17 protein-coding genes are annotated in these 19864 nt (G+C 37.8%); 5 read left to right on the top strand and 12 right to left on the bottom strand.

Going from position 1 to position 19864, the window contains the following annotated elements:
• Positions 1-230 precede the first annotated feature (230 nt).
• The 6 genes from CSW08_RS08605 to CSW08_RS08580 form a co-directional block, all read right to left on the bottom strand.
• The gene (locus CSW08_RS08605; protein WP_106659483.1) at positions 231-935 is read right to left on the bottom strand and encodes a phenylalanine 4-monooxygenase; all 705 of its coding nucleotides are present in this window, start codon (positions 933-935) and stop codon (positions 231-233) included.
• Positions 923-1849: a flavin reductase family protein gene (locus CSW08_RS08600; RefSeq protein WP_106659482.1), complete on the bottom strand. Its 927-nt coding sequence runs from the start codon at positions 1847-1849 to the stop codon at positions 923-925. The genes CSW08_RS08605 and CSW08_RS08600 overlap by 13 nt, the downstream gene beginning before the upstream one ends.
• Complete coding sequence (gene fahA, locus CSW08_RS08595) at positions 1836-3110, bottom strand: fumarylacetoacetase (protein ID WP_106659560.1); 1275 nt, start codon at positions 3108-3110, stop codon at positions 1836-1838. Before fahA ends, CSW08_RS08600 begins: the two co-directional genes overlap by 14 nt.
• Positions 3111-3120: 10 nt before the next feature.
• Positions 3121-4248: a 4-hydroxyphenylpyruvate dioxygenase gene (gene hppD, locus CSW08_RS08590; protein WP_238987229.1), complete on the bottom strand. Its 1128-nt coding sequence runs from the start codon at positions 4246-4248 to the stop codon at positions 3121-3123.
• 11 nt (positions 4249-4259) lie between these two features.
• Positions 4260-5417 carry a homogentisate 1,2-dioxygenase gene (locus tag CSW08_RS08585; RefSeq protein ID WP_106659480.1) on the bottom strand — a complete coding sequence of 386 codons (1158 nt, stop codon included), beginning with the start codon at positions 5415-5417 and terminating at the stop codon, positions 4260-4262.
• Positions 5418-5521: 104 nt separating this feature from the next.
• Positions 5522-6739, bottom strand: a complete 1218-nt coding sequence (locus tag CSW08_RS08580) for a Glu/Leu/Phe/Val dehydrogenase dimerization domain-containing protein (RefSeq protein WP_106659559.1) — start codon at positions 6737-6739, stop codon at positions 5522-5524.
• Between the two features lie 182 nt (positions 6740-6921).
• Between CSW08_RS08580 and CSW08_RS08575 the strand changes: the two genes are divergently transcribed.
• Positions 6922-7401 (top strand): Lrp/AsnC family transcriptional regulator, encoded by a 480-nt coding sequence (locus CSW08_RS08575; protein ID WP_106659479.1) that lies wholly within the window; start codon positions 6922-6924, stop codon positions 7399-7401.
• A gap of 554 nt (positions 7402-7955) precedes the next feature.
• On the opposite strand, the gene CSW08_RS08570 is transcribed toward CSW08_RS08575, so the two are convergent.
• The 3 genes from CSW08_RS08570 to CSW08_RS08560 all read right to left on the bottom strand — a co-directional run bounded on the left by CSW08_RS08570 (position 7956) and on the right by CSW08_RS08560 (position 10311).
• Entirely contained in the window at positions 7956-8513 is a 558-nt protein-coding gene (locus CSW08_RS08570; protein WP_106659478.1) for a hypothetical protein, read from the bottom strand.
• Positions 8514-8516: 3 nt separating this feature from the next.
• Positions 8517-9497, bottom strand: coding sequence for a nucleotidyl transferase AbiEii/AbiGii toxin family protein (locus CSW08_RS08565; protein WP_106659477.1), 981 nt, complete (start codon positions 9495-9497; stop codon positions 8517-8519).
• 88 nt (positions 9498-9585) lie between these two features.
• Positions 9586-10311, bottom strand: coding sequence for a DUF6088 family protein (locus tag CSW08_RS08560; protein WP_106659476.1), 726 nt, complete (start codon positions 10309-10311; stop codon positions 9586-9588).
• A 353-nt stretch (positions 10312-10664) separates the two neighbouring features.
• Here CSW08_RS08560 and CSW08_RS08555 point away from each other — a divergent pair, with 353 nt between their 5' ends.
• From CSW08_RS08555 to CSW08_RS08540, 4 genes are read left to right on the top strand one after another with little or no spacing between them, the layout of a single operon-like run.
• Positions 10665-11576 carry a sugar phosphate isomerase/epimerase family protein gene (locus CSW08_RS08555; RefSeq protein WP_106659475.1) on the top strand — a complete coding sequence of 304 codons (912 nt, stop codon included), beginning with the start codon at positions 10665-10667 and terminating at the stop codon, positions 11574-11576.
• 19 nt (positions 11577-11595) lie between these two features.
• Positions 11596-12561: a D-2-hydroxyacid dehydrogenase gene (locus CSW08_RS08550; protein WP_106659474.1), complete on the top strand. Its 966-nt coding sequence runs from the start codon at positions 11596-11598 to the stop codon at positions 12559-12561.
• Positions 12562-12588: 27 nt separating this feature from the next.
• Complete coding sequence (locus CSW08_RS08545; protein ID WP_106659473.1) at positions 12589-15456, top strand: FAD-binding and (Fe-S)-binding domain-containing protein; 2868 nt, start codon at positions 12589-12591, stop codon at positions 15454-15456.
• Positions 15457-15485: 29 nt separating this feature from the next.
• Positions 15486-16598 (top strand): pyridoxal-phosphate-dependent aminotransferase family protein, encoded by a 1113-nt coding sequence (locus CSW08_RS08540; RefSeq protein WP_106659472.1) that lies wholly within the window; start codon positions 15486-15488, stop codon positions 16596-16598.
• 79 nt (positions 16599-16677) lie between these two features.
• Here the strand turns inward: CSW08_RS08540 and CSW08_RS08535 are convergent, their stop codons facing one another.
• From CSW08_RS08535 to CSW08_RS08525, 3 genes are read right to left on the bottom strand one after another with little or no spacing between them, the layout of a single operon-like run.
• Positions 16678-17178, bottom strand: a complete 501-nt coding sequence (locus CSW08_RS08535; RefSeq protein WP_106659471.1) for an NAD(P)-dependent oxidoreductase — start codon at positions 17176-17178, stop codon at positions 16678-16680.
• Positions 17179-17197: 19 nt separating this feature from the next.
• Positions 17198-18862 (bottom strand): L-lactate permease, encoded by a 1665-nt coding sequence (locus CSW08_RS08530; RefSeq protein ID WP_106659470.1) that lies wholly within the window; start codon positions 18860-18862, stop codon positions 17198-17200.
• 38 nt (positions 18863-18900) lie between these two features.
• Positions 18901-19779 carry an IS982 family transposase gene (locus CSW08_RS08525; RefSeq protein WP_106658080.1) on the bottom strand — a complete coding sequence of 293 codons (879 nt, stop codon included), beginning with the start codon at positions 19777-19779 and terminating at the stop codon, positions 18901-18903.
• Between the last annotated feature and the right edge of the window lie 85 nt (positions 19780-19864).

Here is a 19864-nt window from a genome sequence, read left to right as displayed (position 1 = left end):
AATACTAATATTAGAATTTATACTTAGATTAGGCTTGTTTTTAAATCGAACTCACGTTTTTAATAACCTGAATAAATGCATCTCAAAAATATGCATTGTAGTAGATTAAGCAATAGCTTAACAGCAACCACTAATTGTCATTTTGAGCATTGTTATTGACTAATGGTGTAAAAAAGCCCATCCAAAATAAAAACTATTAAATATAAACACATCAAAGCCTCTTGCCCCACTCAAATGGACAGCAACGAGGCATACAACTGCTGGTATGAATTGATTTCAAAATAGGCGGACTGGATATCGCTGATGATAAAATCGGTAGCCATGATCTGTTGTATATCATAGGGCAGTACCGTGATATTGGGACCAAAGGCATGCTGGGTTTCCTTCACGGAGGAAGCAATCCCTGCCCCATAAATCCTGCGCTTACCATGCTCTAGGATTAAACCAAATTCAATGGTATACCAATAAAGCCGTTGCAATTTGATAACCAGCGCTTCATCATGTCGGTTCAAATAGCCTATCTCACCAAACTTTTGCATAAAATTGCTATAGTCCGCATGGACCAGCTGTGGTATATGCCCAAAAATGTCATGGAACATATCTGGCTCTTCCAAGTAATCCAAATGATCCCTAGAGCGAAGCCATGTAGAAGATGGAAAATTTTTTTGACTCAACAGCAGGAAAAATTCATCGACTGGTATCAATCCAGCGACCACTTCAATGCTCCAGCCTATTTCGGCCTTAAGAGCCTCATTGAGCTTGTTAAAATCGGGAATACGTTCTGCATTGAGAACAGGCTGCAACACCTTTAAACCTTGAAGGTATTCCGTACAGGCCTTACCTACCAAGTGAGAGGCCTGCCGTTCGAACAAAAGCGCCCATACGGCGTGATCTTCTTTGGTATAATTGCGGTATACTTGCGTTAACGTTTCCATAGACGATTTTTTATACTATAGTCCTCTGCTGTCAACAAGAATTTCCAGGCCAGATCGATATGGGCATGTTCTATATAATATTTAACCTTTTCATGAACCAGCCTTTTGTAGAGGGTGCGGTCGTCCTTAAAACGATCGGCAAAGTCATCTATTTGAAAGGCCAAGGCTTTTTGCTCTTCCTCGGTTGGTGTTGGAACCTGTTCTACCGAAGCCAAACGGGCTAGGTTATTTCCTGTTAAGATGTCACTTTTTAAAACAGACTTTGGCAAGGCCTCAAAACCTACAGCCAAAGCGGTACCCGGTTTGGGCAATTCAAACAGGCTTTGCCCATTGGCACGGCAATACCAATTGTCCCCCATACGGGCTACGGCATCCAATTTTTGGGGTGAGATGCGCTCATTTTCATCAAAAATGGTTTCGTCAAAATGTGCCAAAAGCACTTCACAAATAACCAAATGCCCAGCACCACCCTTGTGTCCCAAAGGCCTTACCTCAATAACTTGACATTCAAAGGACACCGGTGACTCAGTGACCCTTGGGGGAACCACCTTCTTGGATGGTGTAGCCGTAAACCCTGCCTTTATGAACTCATCCACACCCTTTTCAAATTCCACACTGGATAGCGATGTTTGTTCCACCATGGCATGGTTGACAATGTTGATCACCACCTCTTTGGTTTCCATAATATTTTCAAGGGTATGTTTGGTGGTATTGTTCCTAACCCGTCTCGCTGGCGAGAATACCAGAATAGGTGGATTGGCACTAAAGCAGTTAAAAAAACTAAACGGACTTAGGTTCACATGGCCTTTGGCATCCACGGTACTGGCCAAGGCAATGGGTCTTGGTGCCACGCTTCCGAGCAATAATTGGTGGAATAGCCGTGTTTCGGCGGTATTGGGATCAATCGTTATCATATAGTATTTTTTTAGGTGGCAACACTAGTGTTTCTACAGTTCCAAAACCAACCCGTTGATGCTGGTCACCGGCATGGCCACGCATGACTACGCGATCATGATCTTCAATAAAAGTTCGTGTTGTACCATCTGACACTGGTATCGGTTTTGTCCCCTTCCAACCGAGTTCCAACATGGATCCATAACTATCTGGTGTGGGACCACTGATAGTTCCCGAAGCATACACATCCCCGACCTTGATGTTGCACCCATTAATGGTATGGTGCGCCAATTGTTGCTCCATGGTCCAATACAAGTACTTATAATTGGACTGGCATACCTCGGTTTCCAAACTGTTTTTAGGTTGTATGGCCACTTTCAAGTGAATATCGAGCGTATCATGACGTTGTTCCCTTAGGTAAGGTAAGACCTTCGTTGCCTGTTCTGGTGCGGGTACCCTAAAAGGTTCCAAAGCTTCCATGGTCACGACCCAGGGCGACATACTGGAGGCAAAGTTTTTACCCAAGAACGGTCCCAATGGCACGTATTCCCAAACCTGAATATCCCTAGCGGACCAATCATTGAAAAGTACCATGCCAAATATATACTCGCGAGCCTCATGGATGGGCACTACATCACCAAGCTCGGTACCCCTACCGATCACAAAACCCATTTCCAGCTCAAAGTCCAAGCGTTTGGAAACACCAAAATCGGGACTCTCTTTGGCTGGATCCTTGAGTTGTCCATAAGGACGATTGATGGGGGTGCCACTTGCCACTATGGAAGATGCCCTCCCATGGTACCCCACTGGCATATGCTCCCAATTGGGCAATAAGGCCTTACTGGGATCCCTAAACATGGTCCCCACGTTGGTGGCATGCTCCTTACTGGAATAAAAATCGGTATAATTACCAATATCCAATGGAAGCAACATGTCTACTGTTCCCTGTTTTATAAAGGCCTCACGATTGGTTTTCAGATCATGTTGCAAAACACCTCCCTCCATTAACAATTCCTGCAACCGTAATCGAATGGTTTGGGTCATTGGTTTACCCAAGCTTATGAACGGATTTAAATACCTCGACTTAAAAATATCCTTTGGCAAGTCGAGATCATAAAAATACTGATTGGCATGCAACACGTCCAAATCCAGAACAAAATCCCCAATAGCAGTCGCTATGGCATAATGCCCAGATCCTTTGGAGTACACCCCAAACGGAATGTTATATATCGAAAAATCTGAATCCTTTGGGATATCCACCCAACTTTTAAGTCGTTTCATGAGTTCATTTTTAAAGCGTTCCACGCAGTTCCTGTTCCCGTTCCATGGCTTCAAATAGTGCCTTGAAATTTCCCTTACCAAAAGATTGTGCCCCTTTGCGTTGGATGATTTCAAAAAACAAGGTCGGTCTGTCAACCACTGGTTTGGTGAAAATTTGCAATAGGTAGCCTTCATCATCCCTATCAATCAAAATATTGAGATCCCTGAGCGGTTCCAAATCTTCATCGATGGTTCCCACTCGTTCCAACACCGTATCATAGTAGATCTCAGGAACGTGTAAAAATTCAACGCCCCGTTGTCGTAACGCTGTCACCGTTTCAATAATATTATCAGTCGCAACGGCTATATGCTGCACACCAGCCCCGTTGTAGAAATGTATATACTCTTCAATCTGTGATTTCTTTTTCCCTTCGGCAGGTTCATTAATAGGGAACTTAATGCGTCCATTACCATTGCTCATCACCTTGCTCATAAGTGCCGTATATTCGGTTGAAATATCCTTATCATCAAACGACACCAATTGGGTAAACCCCATCACCTCAGCATAAAAATCACACCAGATACCCATATTTCCCAAGGGCACATTACCGACCATATGATCCACGTATTTTAGGCCAATGGGGGACGGATTATTGGCGTCCACCATTGGTTGGAACCCAGGTAAAAAGACACCCTTATAATGGGATCGCTCCACAAAAACATGGATGGTTTCCCCATAGGTGTGTATGGCAGACCTAACGGTATATCCATCGGCATCCTTTTCCGTTTTTGGTTCAAAAACCGATTTAGCCCCTCGCCGTGTTGTTTCTTCCCAGGACTTCGTGGCATCATCGACCCACAGGGCAATTACCTTAACCCCATCACCATGTTTGTTAACATGTGCATTAATGGGACTATCGGCCACTAAGGAAGACGTTAGGACAAGGCGAATCTTGCCTTGATTCAACACATAAGATACCGTATCCATATTTCCCGTTTCCAGACCTGAATACGCTATGGTCTGAAACCCGAAAGCTGATTTATAATAATAGGCAGCCTGTTTCGCATTACCCACATAGAGTTCAATATAATCCGTACCGTTTAATGGTAGAAAATCTTGGGCGTTTTCAAATATTTTTTTTATTTCCAATGGTTTCATATCGTTCATTTTTATTCCAGCCAAGACCTGTGGTAATCTGGCACTTCAATAGGCAAGGCATGTTCCGTAATTTGTAAAGGTTTAAAGGTATCCACCATAACAGCTAATTCATCCGTCCTTGTTTTACCAATACTTCGTTCCATGGCACCTGGGTGCGGTCCATGGGGTATTCCTGCAGGGTGGAGGGTTATGTATCCCATTTCGATATGGTTCCTACTCATAAAATCGCCATCCACATAATAAAGCACTTCATCTGAATCAATATTACTATGATTATAAGGCGCAGGTACGGCCTGTGGATGATAATCGTATAAACGGGGGCAAAAGGAACACACCACAAAAGCATCAGTTTCAAACGTTTGGTGTACAGGTGGCGGTTGGTGTATGCTTCCGGTAATGGGTTCAAAATCATGTATGGAAAAGGCATAAGGATAATTATAGCCGTCCCAACCTACCACATCAAACGGGTGCGATGCATAGACATATTCATGGATCATATCTTGTTTTTTGACCTTGATGATAAAATCCCCTTTTTCATCATGGGTTTCCAAATCCTTCGGTTTACGAATATCACGTTCACAGTAAGGTGCATGTTCCAACAATTGCCCAAACCAATTCCGATAGCGTTTGGGAGTATAAATGGGTCTATGGGACACAACAATAAATAAACGGTTATCATCAGAATCAAAAGTCATTTGATAAATAACACCCCTTGGTATTAAAAGGTAATCCCCCGGAGCAAAATCCAGGGTTCCGAATAGTGATCTCAGCACACCAGTACCCCTATGGACAAAAATCAATTCATCTGCATCCGCATTTTTATAAAAATAATCGGTCATGGTATCCTTTGGTGCCGCCAATTCAATTTGACAGTCCTTATTGACTAATATGGGTTTTCTGCTTGTGAGGAAATCGGATTCCGGTTTTATGGAAAGGCCTCCGAAACATCTGGAAAGCATATTTTTATCCTCAATGATCTTAGGAGCTATGGAATAGGTCGCCCGAACCTCCTTGACCATAGTGGGGCGGTGCACATGGTACAACAAGGAAGACATCCCATCAAAGCCCACCGTTCCAAACAGTTGTTCATAATAAAAAACTCCATCTTTGGATTTGAATGCGGTATGCCTTTTGGGCGGCAGTGTCCCTAATGTGTGGTATAATGGCATATTTCAACAATTTAATTATACAAAAACCTATGCTGTACAATCCAAGGACAGCAGCACTCTTTTTTATACACTATTTGAACACCCATAAACTTGGCCAGAGGTCATTAATTTACCAATTGGCTTATGGCAATCTCCAATGCTTTTTTTGTTATATGACGATCACTTGTATGGACTTTCCGTATCCGTGCCAAGGCATTATAAATGGTATCTGATGTATCCTTAAAAATAGTGTCATCCGTAATCTCTTTAACACCATTCATCAAGAAGGCAAAGACTCTGGCCATCCCACAATTGGCAATAAAATCAGGTATCACCGCCACATGATTATCGGCATATGCCAATGTTTTCCCAAAGAATATTTCTTTGTCGGTAAAAGGCACGTTCGCACCACAGGAGATGAGCTCCAATCCATTTTTAACCAATTTTTCCAATTGATCTATCTGGACAAGGCGCGAACCGGCACAAGGCACAAAAATATCGGTTTCAACATCCCAAATCATATCATTCCCAACATTAAATTCGATGGTTTGATCCGATTGTAATCCTTTGGTATAAAAGGCTTCGATGGCATCAAGTGTAAAACCCGCTTCATTTATAACCACCCCATTGATATCCATAATGCCAACAATCCTAACACCTGACTTAGCCAAATAATACCCCACAGCAGAACCCACATTGCCCCAACCTTGGATAATGGCACGTTTACCAGTGATATCTTTCTGCCATAAGGCATAAAAATGCTTTATGGATTCCGCAACACCGTATCCCGTTATAAGATCGGCAACGGTATATTTGGCACGGATATCGGGAGTGAATTCCTTATCTTCAATAACTTTGGAAACCCCCAATCGCAATTGTCCAATTTTATGAACCTTTTCGGCTTCATTCGGGTGAAAAAAACCAGTTACAATGCCTTCCTGCGGATGCCACAAGCCATAACTTTCGGTAATAGGAATCACATCGGCAATTTCATCAACATTCATATCGCCACCGGTACCATAATAACTTTTCAGCAAAGGCATCACCGCTTTATACCAGCGTTTTAAAACGTCGTTCTTTCTGGGGTCCATAGGATCGAAGTTGATTCCAGATTTGGCACCGCCTATGGCAGGTCCCGAAACGGTAAACTTAACTTCCATGGTTTTAGCTAACGAAACAACCTCTTGTTTACTGAGTCCTTTTCGCATTCTAGTACCACCACCTGCAGCTCCCCCACGCAAGGAATTTAGAACCAGCCAGCCTTCAGCCCCCAATTCCCGATCCTTCCATTCAAACACGATTTCTGGAGACATTTTCTCGAATTTTCTTAGCAATTTTAACATATTGTGGCCGTTAACCGATTTAATTAACATATCTAAATGTAACAAATAAATACGACTTTTATATTCTTATAAACCAACAAATAGCCTATAAAAAGAAAATAACACTAAAATAAAGTGATATAAAAGAAAATAATTATATTTACAATCGAAAAACATATCCATTATATAATTATTTTCTTTTTATGGCCTTTACCTTAGACACTGTTGATAAAAAAATCCTTAATATCCTTCAAAAGGATGCGCGGATTACCACCAAAGCCCTTGCGGAAAAATTAGGTTTGACCACCACACCCATTTTTGAGCGTATCAGGCGCCTCGAAAAAAACGGGGTCATCCATAAATATGTTTGTTTATTGAATCCCAAACACATTGACCGAAAGCTGACGGTGTTCATATCCATATCCATTAAAAACCATGGTGTTACGTATGTGGGCAGTTTTATAAAGGAGATGGAGGCCGTTCCGGATGTCATGGAGATCTATCATATAGGTGGCAATTATGACTTTTTAGTAAAGGTCATGATGCGTGACATGGAAGCCTATCAGAAATTCGTTCTCAACAAACTATCAAATATTGGTAATATTGATCACATACAAAGCTCGTTTGTATTATCCAATGATAAATTCACAACGGCATTTGAACTATCATTAACGAATCCCTAACCTAAAGACCCTTTTAACCATAAAGTCTTTGAAAGATGATACGAAACATGCTTTCCTCGATATGGAACCTACAAAAATTCAAAGAGAACAGCTTAGTGGATCGTGTTGCCCTAATGTATGTTATCAAAATTAGGCTTGAGTGACAAATTCAAAATATTATATAAAATTCAGCCAAAAATGAATACTAAATATTCTTGAAACCTGTATATACTCTCGCTTTAAGTTAATAATCGATTTGTTTTTGAAAGTCAAATCGAAGCGAAAGTCAAAAGCTAAAGAGGGACTAAAAATGAAAAAAGAGGTACCCGAATAGATCACTTTTGAACTGATTTTAAAGCTAATCCAAGAAAAGAAAATAAAAAAACACTGAAAATCATACAATTAACAGTGTTTTAATTTTATAAAAATAGGGTTCGTCGGGATGACAGGATTGATATGAATGGGTTTCAAATAATTGAAAGTCAATATATTAAATATCGAATCACAGATGTAGGACTCCTTTTTTTCAAATTCTAATCGCTGTACGGTCTTTATCGTGCTCATTTTTTTCTAAATTAAGAATGCTTTCCAGTTATAGGTTTTAGCATACGTGCAAATTTAAGTTCAAAAACGGAAATCAAATCTTCCATCTCTGGTTCAAACTCGAAAGCGTGTAATCTTACTTTTAAACCTATATTTTTTGCCCAATGGTAGAGCTGTAAACCTTGTGTTCTTTTCACCTGATAATATCCAAGATGCTGTATCACTCTTCCCCAGAAATTACGCTTCACTTTCCCAACATATAATGCCTTAGACTCCCTATAATACTTCAATTTTAAAGCGGGAACTGATTTTGCTCCTTCAGAATATTTATATTCTGAAATGAGTTTTCTAATAATTTCCGTGGAGGTTGGGGATAATATTTCAAACCAATAAACCACAGGTCCTTTAATTGCTCCAAGCTTATTAAATACTTCTGTATGTTCTTCTGAACCTCTAATATCTGTTATATTCCAATCTTGAAAAAAAGAACAGTCAAAATCGTGTTGAAAATAATTTTTAGCACCATTATCCTTTACATTTTGTAATGGTTCAATGAGCTTATCGGCTGTTTCTTTTATTTTTTCAATCATCGATTAATTAATGTCCCATTTAATTTCATTTAGCCTTGACCCAATCCTGAATAAGGATTTGAGTACATCCTTCTCATCAGGCAATTCTCCTGTAAGTAACTCCTTAAAAGAGCCTGAATAAGTTTTACTTACTGTTTCCCAAACTTTCTCGGTCTCACTAAAAAACAATGATTCTGATGGGTGTTTGGACAACCACTCTTTATCATTAGGGATGGCTTTATCATCGTCCTTTCCTACTTGGATAAGCATCGTTTCAAAATCATCTAATTTTAAAAATGCAGATATTCTCTTTTCCTTTAGCAATTGATGCAAATCGTAGGTATGACGGACTTTATTAGCCAAATCCTCTAAAGGGTTATCGGTATATGAAAATCTGACCAAGCTTATTATCTTTTCACAAAAAGTGCGCTCGATGCTGATTACTGTTACCTTGAAGGGTTCAAGTTGATATGCTTTGATAAGGTCTGGATTATTTGTTGTGGCTATAAATTCTGTTATCATTGAATGTATTTCAGCTTTTTCAGAAGGATGGGAATTTCCAAAACTCGAAACTTCCAATACAATATGATCCCTCACTTGCCCAAACGTTCCTTTAACACCTACCTTGTCATAACCATAAACTATTTTTCTAATCTTCCCACGTTTATTCTCCAACGGATGGTTGGGAATTTCAGTCATAATAACTTCTAAAGCACTGGTCACTTTTTTTAATTTTCGCTTCAAAGAATTGTCTGTTTCGCCATCTTCCTTGATGACCACCATATCTATATCTTCAGAAAATCGGTCAATAATACCGAAGCATTTGGAAAGGGATGTTCCGCCTTTAAAAACAGCAATATCTTTGGAATTAGCATCCGTAAATATTTGTTTGAGTGCTAAGGTTACCCAATAATCTTTTTCAATATAGACTTCTGAAATTCCAAAATGTTGTGCAGTTGCGACAATGGCACCTTCAAAGGCATCTTTATAATTGTGTAATTTCACCTGTTACTATTTATTTTTTTTAATGGTCAGATGCTGTTCGCTATTAATCATTCGGTTGTGTGTTAAAATTTTTAACATGCTCGTTTCATTAGGTAATGTTCCAGTTTGAGGCAGTAGGCAATGCTTTTTTAGATATCCCAAATTCATAGCTACTCAAATAATTAATGGTTTCTTTAAGTGATTCGCTCAAATCTTCAAGTGAAAGAGCCTCAAGAATGGCTCCCAATAAAGCCCTAACTTTTGGCGGATAGGATTTTGCAAAACTGGTCAACTTATCTTTATCTCCATCAGAAAGGTTTTCTATTTTTTCTTTTAGAAAAGCAACACCTATCATTTTATCCATATCTGGAATGTTCTTAAAATCCTTTATGACGTCCAAGAGTTGCAGTAAGGGCACATTTTTTTTTGTAACCGAAACGTAACTTTTGGCAGGTTTTATGACTAAGCTTCCAATTTTTGTCTTTATCTCTTTATCCTTACTTGCCAATCTCACAACGTTAGGAACTTGAGTGGTTAGACCAAGTTGATTATATAATCTAACTCCTGTTACGTAAGCAATCTGTTTATCATTTTCAAAGAGGTAATTTTTAAGCAATACATCTTCTCTTGGTTTTAGTTCTCCAAAAACAGTTTGCTTGGGTTTATAGTACATCCCATTTTTATATCTCTTTATAACTCCATTAGCAACCAATCGGCTTAAAGCTTTAGCTGCAGCAGAAAATTCACTTTGAGGAATAGACAAAGTATCGTATGTAAATACTTCTCCAGTATCTATACGAGCAACTTTAGTTTTTATGGATGTTGTTATATTCATAGTTCTAATAGTGCAAAGATAATCATTTTAAATATTATTTGTCAAGTTTTTTCCACTATTTACTTGACTATCGGATACAATAACTGTTTCATTATTAGTTTCTCTATGAGATTCATATATTAGAAATTTCAGTTGCAAAAATAGATTTTAGTACTACTATAATATCGAATATAATTATTTTTTATTTTTAAAAATGTACTAAAAAAAGACTCAAATACAAAAAGTACTTGACAAAAAGTACTTGAGTCTAGTTTAGTAGAGGAAGATAAAAAGGAATTGCATGTAAGCTCAAGATAGATAATTTGAATCATTTATTTATATTTAGAGCCAATCATAAAAATCAAACAATAAAAATGATAGAATCAATTCACAAGTATGCCAAAATAGGACTTGTTCATTTTATGGCATATCCCACAACCATTAAAGGGGAAGGTCCCATTGAAGAAACCATAAAAAAAATAATCCTTGACGATTATTTTGACGCTATTGAAATTACTTGGATAAAGGATGATGATACACGAGCTAATGTAAAAAAAATGCTTGATTCATCGCATCTTTCCATAGCATACGGAGGTCAACCCAGACTTTTGACAACGGGCATGAACATCAACCATTTAGATGAATCAAAACGACAAGAAGCTATAAGCAATTTAAAGGCAGGAATTGACGAAGCTTATGAAATTGGAGCCGAAGGATTTGGTTTTTTAAGTGGCAATTATAAAGAAGAAACCAAAGAAGCTTCATTTCAAGCTTTGGTAGATTCTACAAAAGAAATCTGTGCTTATGCAAAGTCTAAAGGCCATATGAAAATTGCACATGAAATTTTTGATTACGATGTTGATAAATGCGCACTTGTTGGTCCCGCACCTTTAGCAAAACGATATGCTGAAGCCGTTAGAGAGGATTATGATAATTTTGGGCTGATGGTCGATTTAAGCCATATTCCTCTGATTCATGAAACTATCAGAGAATCTATTGTGCCAAATAAAGATTTCATTACACATGCACACATGGGAAACTGTTTAATGAATAATAATGTAGACCCAGCCTATGGAGACTTACATCCACGCTTTGGATATCCAGGAGGGGAAAATGATGTGGAAGAATTGGTAGAATACTTAAAAGTGCTTCTAGAAGTGGGATTTCTGAACCCTGAAAATCGAGGATTCTTAAGCTTTGAAGTACGCCCTGTTGGCGATGAAGATCCTGATATTGTAATCGCTAATGCCAAAAGAACCTTAAATCTAGCTTGGACTTTAGTTTAATTTTTTAAAACAATAATCAATGAAAATAGTAATATTAGATGGTTACACATTGAATCCCGGAGACTTAAGTTGGGAAGGAATTGAACAACACGGTGAATTGGTAGTTCATGATAGAACAGACTTCAAACATGAAGAGGTCATAAAAGCCATTGGAGATGCCGAAATTATATTTACCAACAAAACACCATTACCCAAAGATGTACTTGAAAAAACACCTTCGGTTAAATACATTGGTGTTTTGGCTACTGGGTACAATGTTGTAGATGTTGTGTCTGCTAAAGAACAAGGCATCAAGGTTACTAATATTCCTTCCTATGGCACTCAAGCCGTAGCACAATTTACTATGGCATTATTGCTTGAAATGTGCCATCATGTTGGCGAACATGCCAGAGCAGTTCAAAATGGCGATTGGACCAAAAATCCTGATTTTTGCTTTTGGAACTATCCGCTTATTGAATTGGCAGGAAAAACCATGGGTATTATTGGTTTTGGCAGAATAGGACAAGCCACAGCTAAAATGGCTCAAGCATTTGGGTTGAATATTTTAGCCTATAACAGAAGTAAAAATCCAGCACTGGAATCCGACACCTGTAAGTATGTTTCATTGGATGAATTATTCAAAACATCGGATATTATCAGTTTACACTGTCCGCTTTTTGAAGAAACCAAAGGCATTATCAATAAAGCCAATATTGCTAAAATGAAAGATGGCGTGATGATTATCAACACATCTAGAGGTTCTTTGATTGTTGAAGAAGATTTAAAAAATGAGTTGAACAAAGGCAAAGTAGCAGGAGCAGCATTAGATGTTGCTTCAGTAGAGCCAATTAATGCTGATAATGTGTTATTGGGTGCCAAAAACTGCATCATAACACCACATATTGCTTGGGCACCTAAAGAATCAAGAACCCGATTAATGAATACTACTATAAAAAATTTAAGAGCATTTCTTGATGGCAAACCAATCAATGTAGTCAATCTATAAAACCGTTAGAAGCGTTTAAAATTGAATATGAAAAAACTTTTCACCAATCTAAACACACGCATTGAAGGCGATCTCTTATTAGATGACTATTCCTTGGGTATGTATGCTACAGACGCCAGCATTTATCAAATAAAACCTATTGCTATTGTTTTACCTAAAACCAATGATGATGTAAGATTGGCTATTAAATTAGCTTCTGAAAATGGCATAACCATTCTTCCAAGAGGCGCTGGTACTAGTTTAGCAGGTCAAACTGTTGGAGAATCTATGATTTTAGATTTTTCAAAATACATGAACCGTATCCTTGAGATTAATGAGACAGAAAAATGGGTGCGTGTTCAACCTGGAATGGTTAGAGACGATTTAAATGATGTTTTAAAACAATATGGACTTCATTTTGCACCAGACCCAGCAACCAGCAGTAGAGCTAATATTGGAGGTATGGTGGGTAACAATTCATCTGGCACAAAAAGTATTTTATACGGAAAAACCGTTGACCATGTATTGGAAGCATCTGTACTTTTAGCAGATGGCACCAACATGCTTTTTAAAAATTATTCAGAAGAAGCATATCTAGAAAAGTCTAATCAACCCAATCGTGAAGGTGCCATTTATAAAACCATTAAAAACCTTATTCACACCCATTCCGAAGAAATAAAAGAGCGTTTCCCAAAAGTGATGCGTCGCGTTGGCGGTTACAACCTAGACGAATTTGTATATACCAATCAATGGAATTTAGCAAAACTGGTTTGTGGCAGTGAAGGTACTTTAGCCACTACTCTTGAATTAAAACTCAATCTGGTTGATCTTCCCAAGTATAAGTCAGTTTGCGTGGTTCACTTTAATAATTTACTGGAAGCCATTTCAGCTGTTGAGACCATGTTGCCATTCAATCCTTCAGCAGTTGAAATTTTAGACAAAACGGTTATTGATTTAAGCAGAGAAAATCTAACAACAAAACACCATTGCAATTTTATTGAGGGCAATCCAGAAGCTATTTTAATTGTAGAGTTTTATGCTGATTCTTATTCGGATGTTATGGACAGACCCAATAAGATGATAGCAAAACTAAAAGCAGATGGGTTTGGTTATGCCTATCCTTTGTTTCCAGATGGTAAGTCTTATGAAGATGTATGGGTCATCCGAAAGAAAGGTCTAGGTTTGATGCTTGGTATCAAAGGCAATAAAAAACCTTTGGCATTTATTGAAGATGCAGGGATTCCTTCCCAACATTTGCCACAATATATTGATGAAGTGCTGAAAGTCTGTGAAAAACATGGCACAAAAGCGGCTATGTATGCGCATGCCAGTGTAGGTGTTATCCATGTACGTCCCATTTTAGACCTAAGATTGGCTGAAGATATTGAGCGCTTAAAAAATATTACCGACGATACTTTTGAGCTTGTTATGAAATACAAAGGATCATGGAGTGGCGAGCACGGCGATGGATTAGTAAGAAGCGCATATAATAAACGTTTTTTTGGAGATACATTATACAATGTTTTTATTGAAATCAAAAAGTTATTTGACCCAGATAATTTAATGAATCCAGGGAAAATTGTTGAAGCACAAACTATCGAACATAATTTACGATACGGTACGGCTTACAAAGATGAAGATATAAAAACGGAATACGCTTATGAAGCTGAAGAAGGTTTTGCTGCTTCCGTACATATGTGTACTGGGGTTGGCGAATGTCGCAAGGTGTTAGGCGGTACTATGTGTCCTAGCTTTAAAGCTACCCGAGATGAAGAGCATTCTACAAGAGGCAGAGCCAACGCGCTAAGAATGGCCATGTCCAATCAATTCAAAGATGGACTTTCTAGTCAGCGACTTCATGAAGTTATGGATTTGTGCCTATCATGTAAAGCTTGTAAATCTGAATGCCCGAGTAATGTCGATATGGCTAAAATGAAAAGCGACACGCTTCAAATGTACTATGATGCTAATGGGATCTCATTTAGAGATAAGCTGATTAGAGATTCATCTAAAGCAGCGGCAAACATTGCTGGATGGAAAGCTGGTATAGTAAATGGTATTCAAAAAAATATAGTATTCAAAACCATTTTAGAAAAGACTGCTAAGTTTGACAAAAGAAGGACATTACCTGATTTTGCTAAAGAACCTTTTTATAAGTGGTTTGAAAAAAACACATCAAAAAACAATATTGGTAACAAAAAGGTAGTATTGTTTGCAGACACATACTTAAATTATCATGAGCCTCAAATCGGAATTTCCGCTTATGAATTATTAAGTGGATGTGGTTATGAAGTTTTATTGGCAAACGTGGGTTGTTGTCAGCGACCAAAAATCTCTCATGGTTTTTTAAGAGATGCAAAAAAAGAAGGCGCTAAAACCCTGGAAGGTCTAAAACAATATTTAGATCAGGGACTAAAAGTAGTTGTTTGCGAACCAAGTTGTGCTTCTGCCTTAAATGATGACTTTCCAGATATGATTAAGGATAAAAGTCTAGCTGAACAAATGAAAACTGGCGTCATGATGATTGATGTGTTTTTGGCTAATGAACTCGATCAAGGCAAATTGGATGTTAAATTTGAACCTGTTTCAGAAAGTGTTTCCATTCATGGGCATTGCCATCAAAAAGCCCTTTATGGAACCAATACCATGAAAGTGCTTTTAAAAAGTTCTGGGCACGAAGTTAACGAAATCCCCTCAGGATGTTGTGGTATGGCAGGTTCTTTTGGATATGAAAAAGAACATTACGATCTTTCTAAAAAAATAGGTAGCGAAATTCTATTTCCTGCCATTGATAAAATGAAAAAAAATGAAGACCTTGTAGCCTGTGGCTTTAGTTGTAGGCATCAAATTGAACATTTTTCAAGTGCTAAACCAAAACACTTTGTAGAAGTCATTAAAGTTGTAAAAAATAAATAATAATAGTTCATAATTAAAACCAAAATAATATGAGTGCATTTAACGAAATGAAAACCAGTAATAGAGTTCTAATGGGTCCTGGACCAAGTGATGCAAATCCAAGAGTTTTAAGAGCCATGTCAACGCCTTTAATTGGGCACTTAGATCCAGAGTTTTTAGAGATTATGGATGATATAAAAGCCATGACTCAATTAACTATGCAGACCAAAAACCCTTTAACATTTGTGGTATCAGCACCAGGAAGTGCTGGGATGGAAACCTGCTTAGTTAATTTGTTAGAACCCGGAGACGAAGCAGTTATATGTATTCATGGGGTATTTGGAACACGTATGGCAGACATTGCTGAACGCTGTGGTGCCAAAGTTATAAAAGTAGAAGCACCTTGGGGAACTACCATTCAAGCCGACGATGTAAAAGCTGCTTTGGAAAGTTGCAATCCTAAATTATTGGCCATTGTTCATGCTGAAACTTCAACGGGTGTCTTACAACCTTTAGAAGAAATAAGTAAATTGGCCAAAGCTGCTGGGGTACTTTTAGTTGTTGATGCTGTTACTTCTTATTGTGGTACACAACTAAAAGTAGATGAATGGGGTATTGATGCTTTGTACTCGGGAAGTCAGAAATGTTTAAGCGCACCTCCGGGACTATCGCCAGTTACTTTTAGTCAGGCGGCTATTGATGTTTTGGACAATCGAAAAACAAAAGTGCAAAGTTGGTTTTTAGATTTGAGTATGGTTAAAAATTACTGGGCTGGAGCTAAACGTGCGTATCATCATACAGCACCTGTATCTGCTATGTTTGCGATGCGAGAAGCCCTTAGAATTGTTTTGGAAGAAGGATTGGAAAACCGTTTTGCCAGACATCAAAAAAACCATGAGCTTTTGCGCGATGGACTTGAAGCCATGGGATTCGAATTTTTAGTTGAAAAGCCATACAGACTAACAATGCTAAATGCTGTGAAAATACCAGAAGGAGTTAATGATGCTGAAGTGCGAAGTCGTTTATTGAATGAATATAATATAGAAATTGGAGGCGGATTAGGTCCTTTTGCAGGTAAGATATGGCGTGTAGGATTGATGGGTGAAAGCTCGGACGCCAATCATGTAAACATACTATTATCAGCATTAAAAACTATCATTTAATTTTTTTTAAGAAGATTTTATAAAAGCGAGTCAAGTATTTCTCTGGTTCGCTTTTTTAATTCTAATTAATCTAAACTATTTATTGCAATAACAATGACAAAGCACTGTGATCCAATGCGCCATCTCCCCTTTCTATCAAAAAATCCATTTGCTTTGCCACTAGTGCCGAACCCGGTAATGGTGCGTTATTTTCTTTTCCAGTTCTTAAGGCAATCTTCATATCTTTTTTATGTAAATCTATTTTTAATCCTGGTTTAAAGTTACCATCTAATTTAATAGCAGTTGCAGGTGCTATAGTTGACATATCTATGTATAAATCTCCTTCTGAAATGCCTTCAATAATACCATCCTTACCTAAAACAATGGTTTCAACCTCGAGCGAATCAGGCAAACAGGTAATAATAACATCACTATCTTTTGCAACTTCCTTGGGTGTATATACCACATGGGCTCCAGCACATAGCAACTCATTAACTGCTGCACTACTTTGCAATACAGTTACTTCATGTCCACCCTTTAGCAAATGTAAAGCCATTGGACGACCCATAATGCCGAGTCCGATAAACCCTATTTTTTCCATAAATTTTGTCTTTTATAATTTAAGCTATAAGAATGAGTCCTATAATTCCAACTACAACCAAATAATAAACCGTTGGTATAATCGTTTTTTTAAGGATTAGCCCTTCTTTACCTAAAAACCCTACGGTTGCAGAAGCCGCCACAATATTGTGAATTGCTATCATATTACCCGCAGCAGCTCCAACAGCTTGCAGTGCTACAATAACCACTGTAGGCATGGCTAAATTGGTTGCTACTCCAAATTGAAAAAGTGAAAACATTAAATTACTTACAGTATTGCTACCTGCAATAAATGCGCCAAGGGCTCCAATAGTTGGGGCAAACATCGGATAAATATTCCCGACTTTGGCCGCAACAAATTCTGCCATAGCAATTGGCATTCCTGGAATATCTGATGGGTTTACACCAGAATTAATATAAATTCGCACCATAGGCACTGTAAATATTAATACAAAACCAGCACCCAATAGCATCTTAGCACTTTCAGAAAAAGCAGTTTTTACAGCTTTCAACTTCATTTTATGTAGCATAATGGTTATTATACTAACCACAAGTAAAATAGTTCCTGGTAAGTATAATGGTGTACTAGCTGCTGAAATAGAAGTGCCAAATATGTCTGCCCAAGATACTTTTACACTAAGCAACCAACTTTTTATAGGTAAATGGGTAAGTCTTGACAAAACCAATAAAACGGCTAGCAATACATATGGTACCCATGCTTTTATCAAAGACATCTTTATTTTTTCATCAGCAACATTTAACTTAACATTTAACGTACCAATCCAATGTGATGGCCATTTTGATTCTTCTTCAAAATTCCAAACCTTTTTAGGCATTAAAAAACCTCGTTTAGCAGCAAAAACAACAATAGGAATTCCAACCAACGCACCCAAAAGGGATGGGAATTCAGGACCTAAAAATATTCCTGTAATAGCATAAGGCACAACAAAAGCAAGTCCGCCTAAAAGAGTAAAGGGCAGCACTTCCAGACCTTCTTTCCAAGATTTATTTTTTCCAAAAAATCGAGTCATCATACAAACCATTAATGTAGGCATCAGTACTCCTGCGATACCATGCAATAAAACAACTTCTGATGTTACCAACTGAATATAATCTGCAAACCCTAAACCAGAACTAGTAAGCTCTGCTGTTAATTCTGGGCTCTGAATTCCTCCACTAACACCTACCAAAATAGGTGTTCCAACAGCTCCAAAGGTTACTGCTGTACTTTGCACCATCATTCCCAACATCACCGCACAAAAAGTTGGGAAACCAAGTCCAACTAACAAAGGAGCTACAATTGCTGCAGGGGTTCCAAAACCCGCTGCACCTTCAATAAAGGAACCAAATAGCCAAGTTATTATGACCACTTGAATCCTCCTATCTTCAGTTATGCTGGTAAAACCTTGACGTATTACAACAATCGCTCGAGAATATTTCAATATGTTTAAGAGTACAATAGCTCCAAAAATTATAAATAGGATATCGAAAGTAATAAAAAGGCCTTGAATGCTTGATGCCAATAAATGTATCAAAGAAATATCCCATGCAAAATATGCTATTACAACCGTAATAAAAAATGCCAGAGGCATTGCTTTTTTCGCTGGTAATCTAAACCCTACCAAAAGAATGGCGGCTACAAGAATAGGTGTAAAGGCTAAGAGGGCTAAAACTGATGATGACATATTTAGTTGGTTTTGGTTAATAAAACTCGTTGTGCATTTTAAATAATGCTAATTTTAATATTGTTGATGTTTCTATCAAAAATAAACTTATTGATATATTGAATTGTTGTAAGGGCCGCTATTTTAGATAGGATCCTAGTCTTAAATCCTCGAAAAGACTTGGCATAATTACGTCTTATCATAAATTGGTCACATAATTGTGAGAACAATGTCTCTATTCTTTTTCTCTTTTTTCTGAAAATGTAAGGTTGTTTTTTATAATCTTTTTGATTGCTTCTCATAGGTGTATTTAGCTTTATGTTACAGGTTTCAAACAAATTGAGCTGTATTTCTGCTGATAGATACCCTCTATCTCCAATTAAAGTGCAATCGCCCATTTGTGCTTTAATGTCCTTAAGGTAATTGACATCGTGTACCGATGCAGGGCTCAAATCGACACTTTGAAAAACACCTTTAATAGAACAGACGGCGTGCAGCTTATAACCATAATAATTGGAACCTTGGGAGGCACAATAGCCTTTGTCAGGAAAAGCATAGGCATCCTCTTTACAGACTCTCGAACGGGAACTTCGTGATAATTTACAAACCTCTAAAGGCATACTGTCCACTATAAAATAATCTTCAAATTCATTAAAATGAGAGGCTAATCTTAATCGGATATCATCCATGTAACCTACTAATTTCCGTCTTCTTCGATTGTAGACGCTCCTGTCTATTTTTGAGGCAATAATGACAGGGAGCTTTCTAAATAAATCATTCTCACTATCTATTCCCATAAATTCAGCTGTTAAGCTTAAACAAATCAGTTCCAAATCACTCAGCTTCGGTCGACGTCTTTGATAGTCCAAAAGTTGTTCTTTTGATATTTTTTGTAATACTTCCAATATTCTTTCGTAATTTGCATTTAAGTTGTTCATAATTAATGTTTTATCGCTAAAACAATTTACTGATTATCAGTAATATGGACAACTTTTTTCTTTTAAATCATAATGCACAACGGGT

Origin of the sequence: Confluentibacter flavum (assembly GCF_002843175.1) — a bacterium.
Classification (GTDB): domain Bacteria; phylum Bacteroidota; class Bacteroidia; order Flavobacteriales; family Flavobacteriaceae; genus Confluentibacter; species Confluentibacter flavum.
The sequence above is the reverse complement of the archived record's forward strand: the minus strand, read 5'-3'. Positions and strand labels throughout refer to the sequence as shown.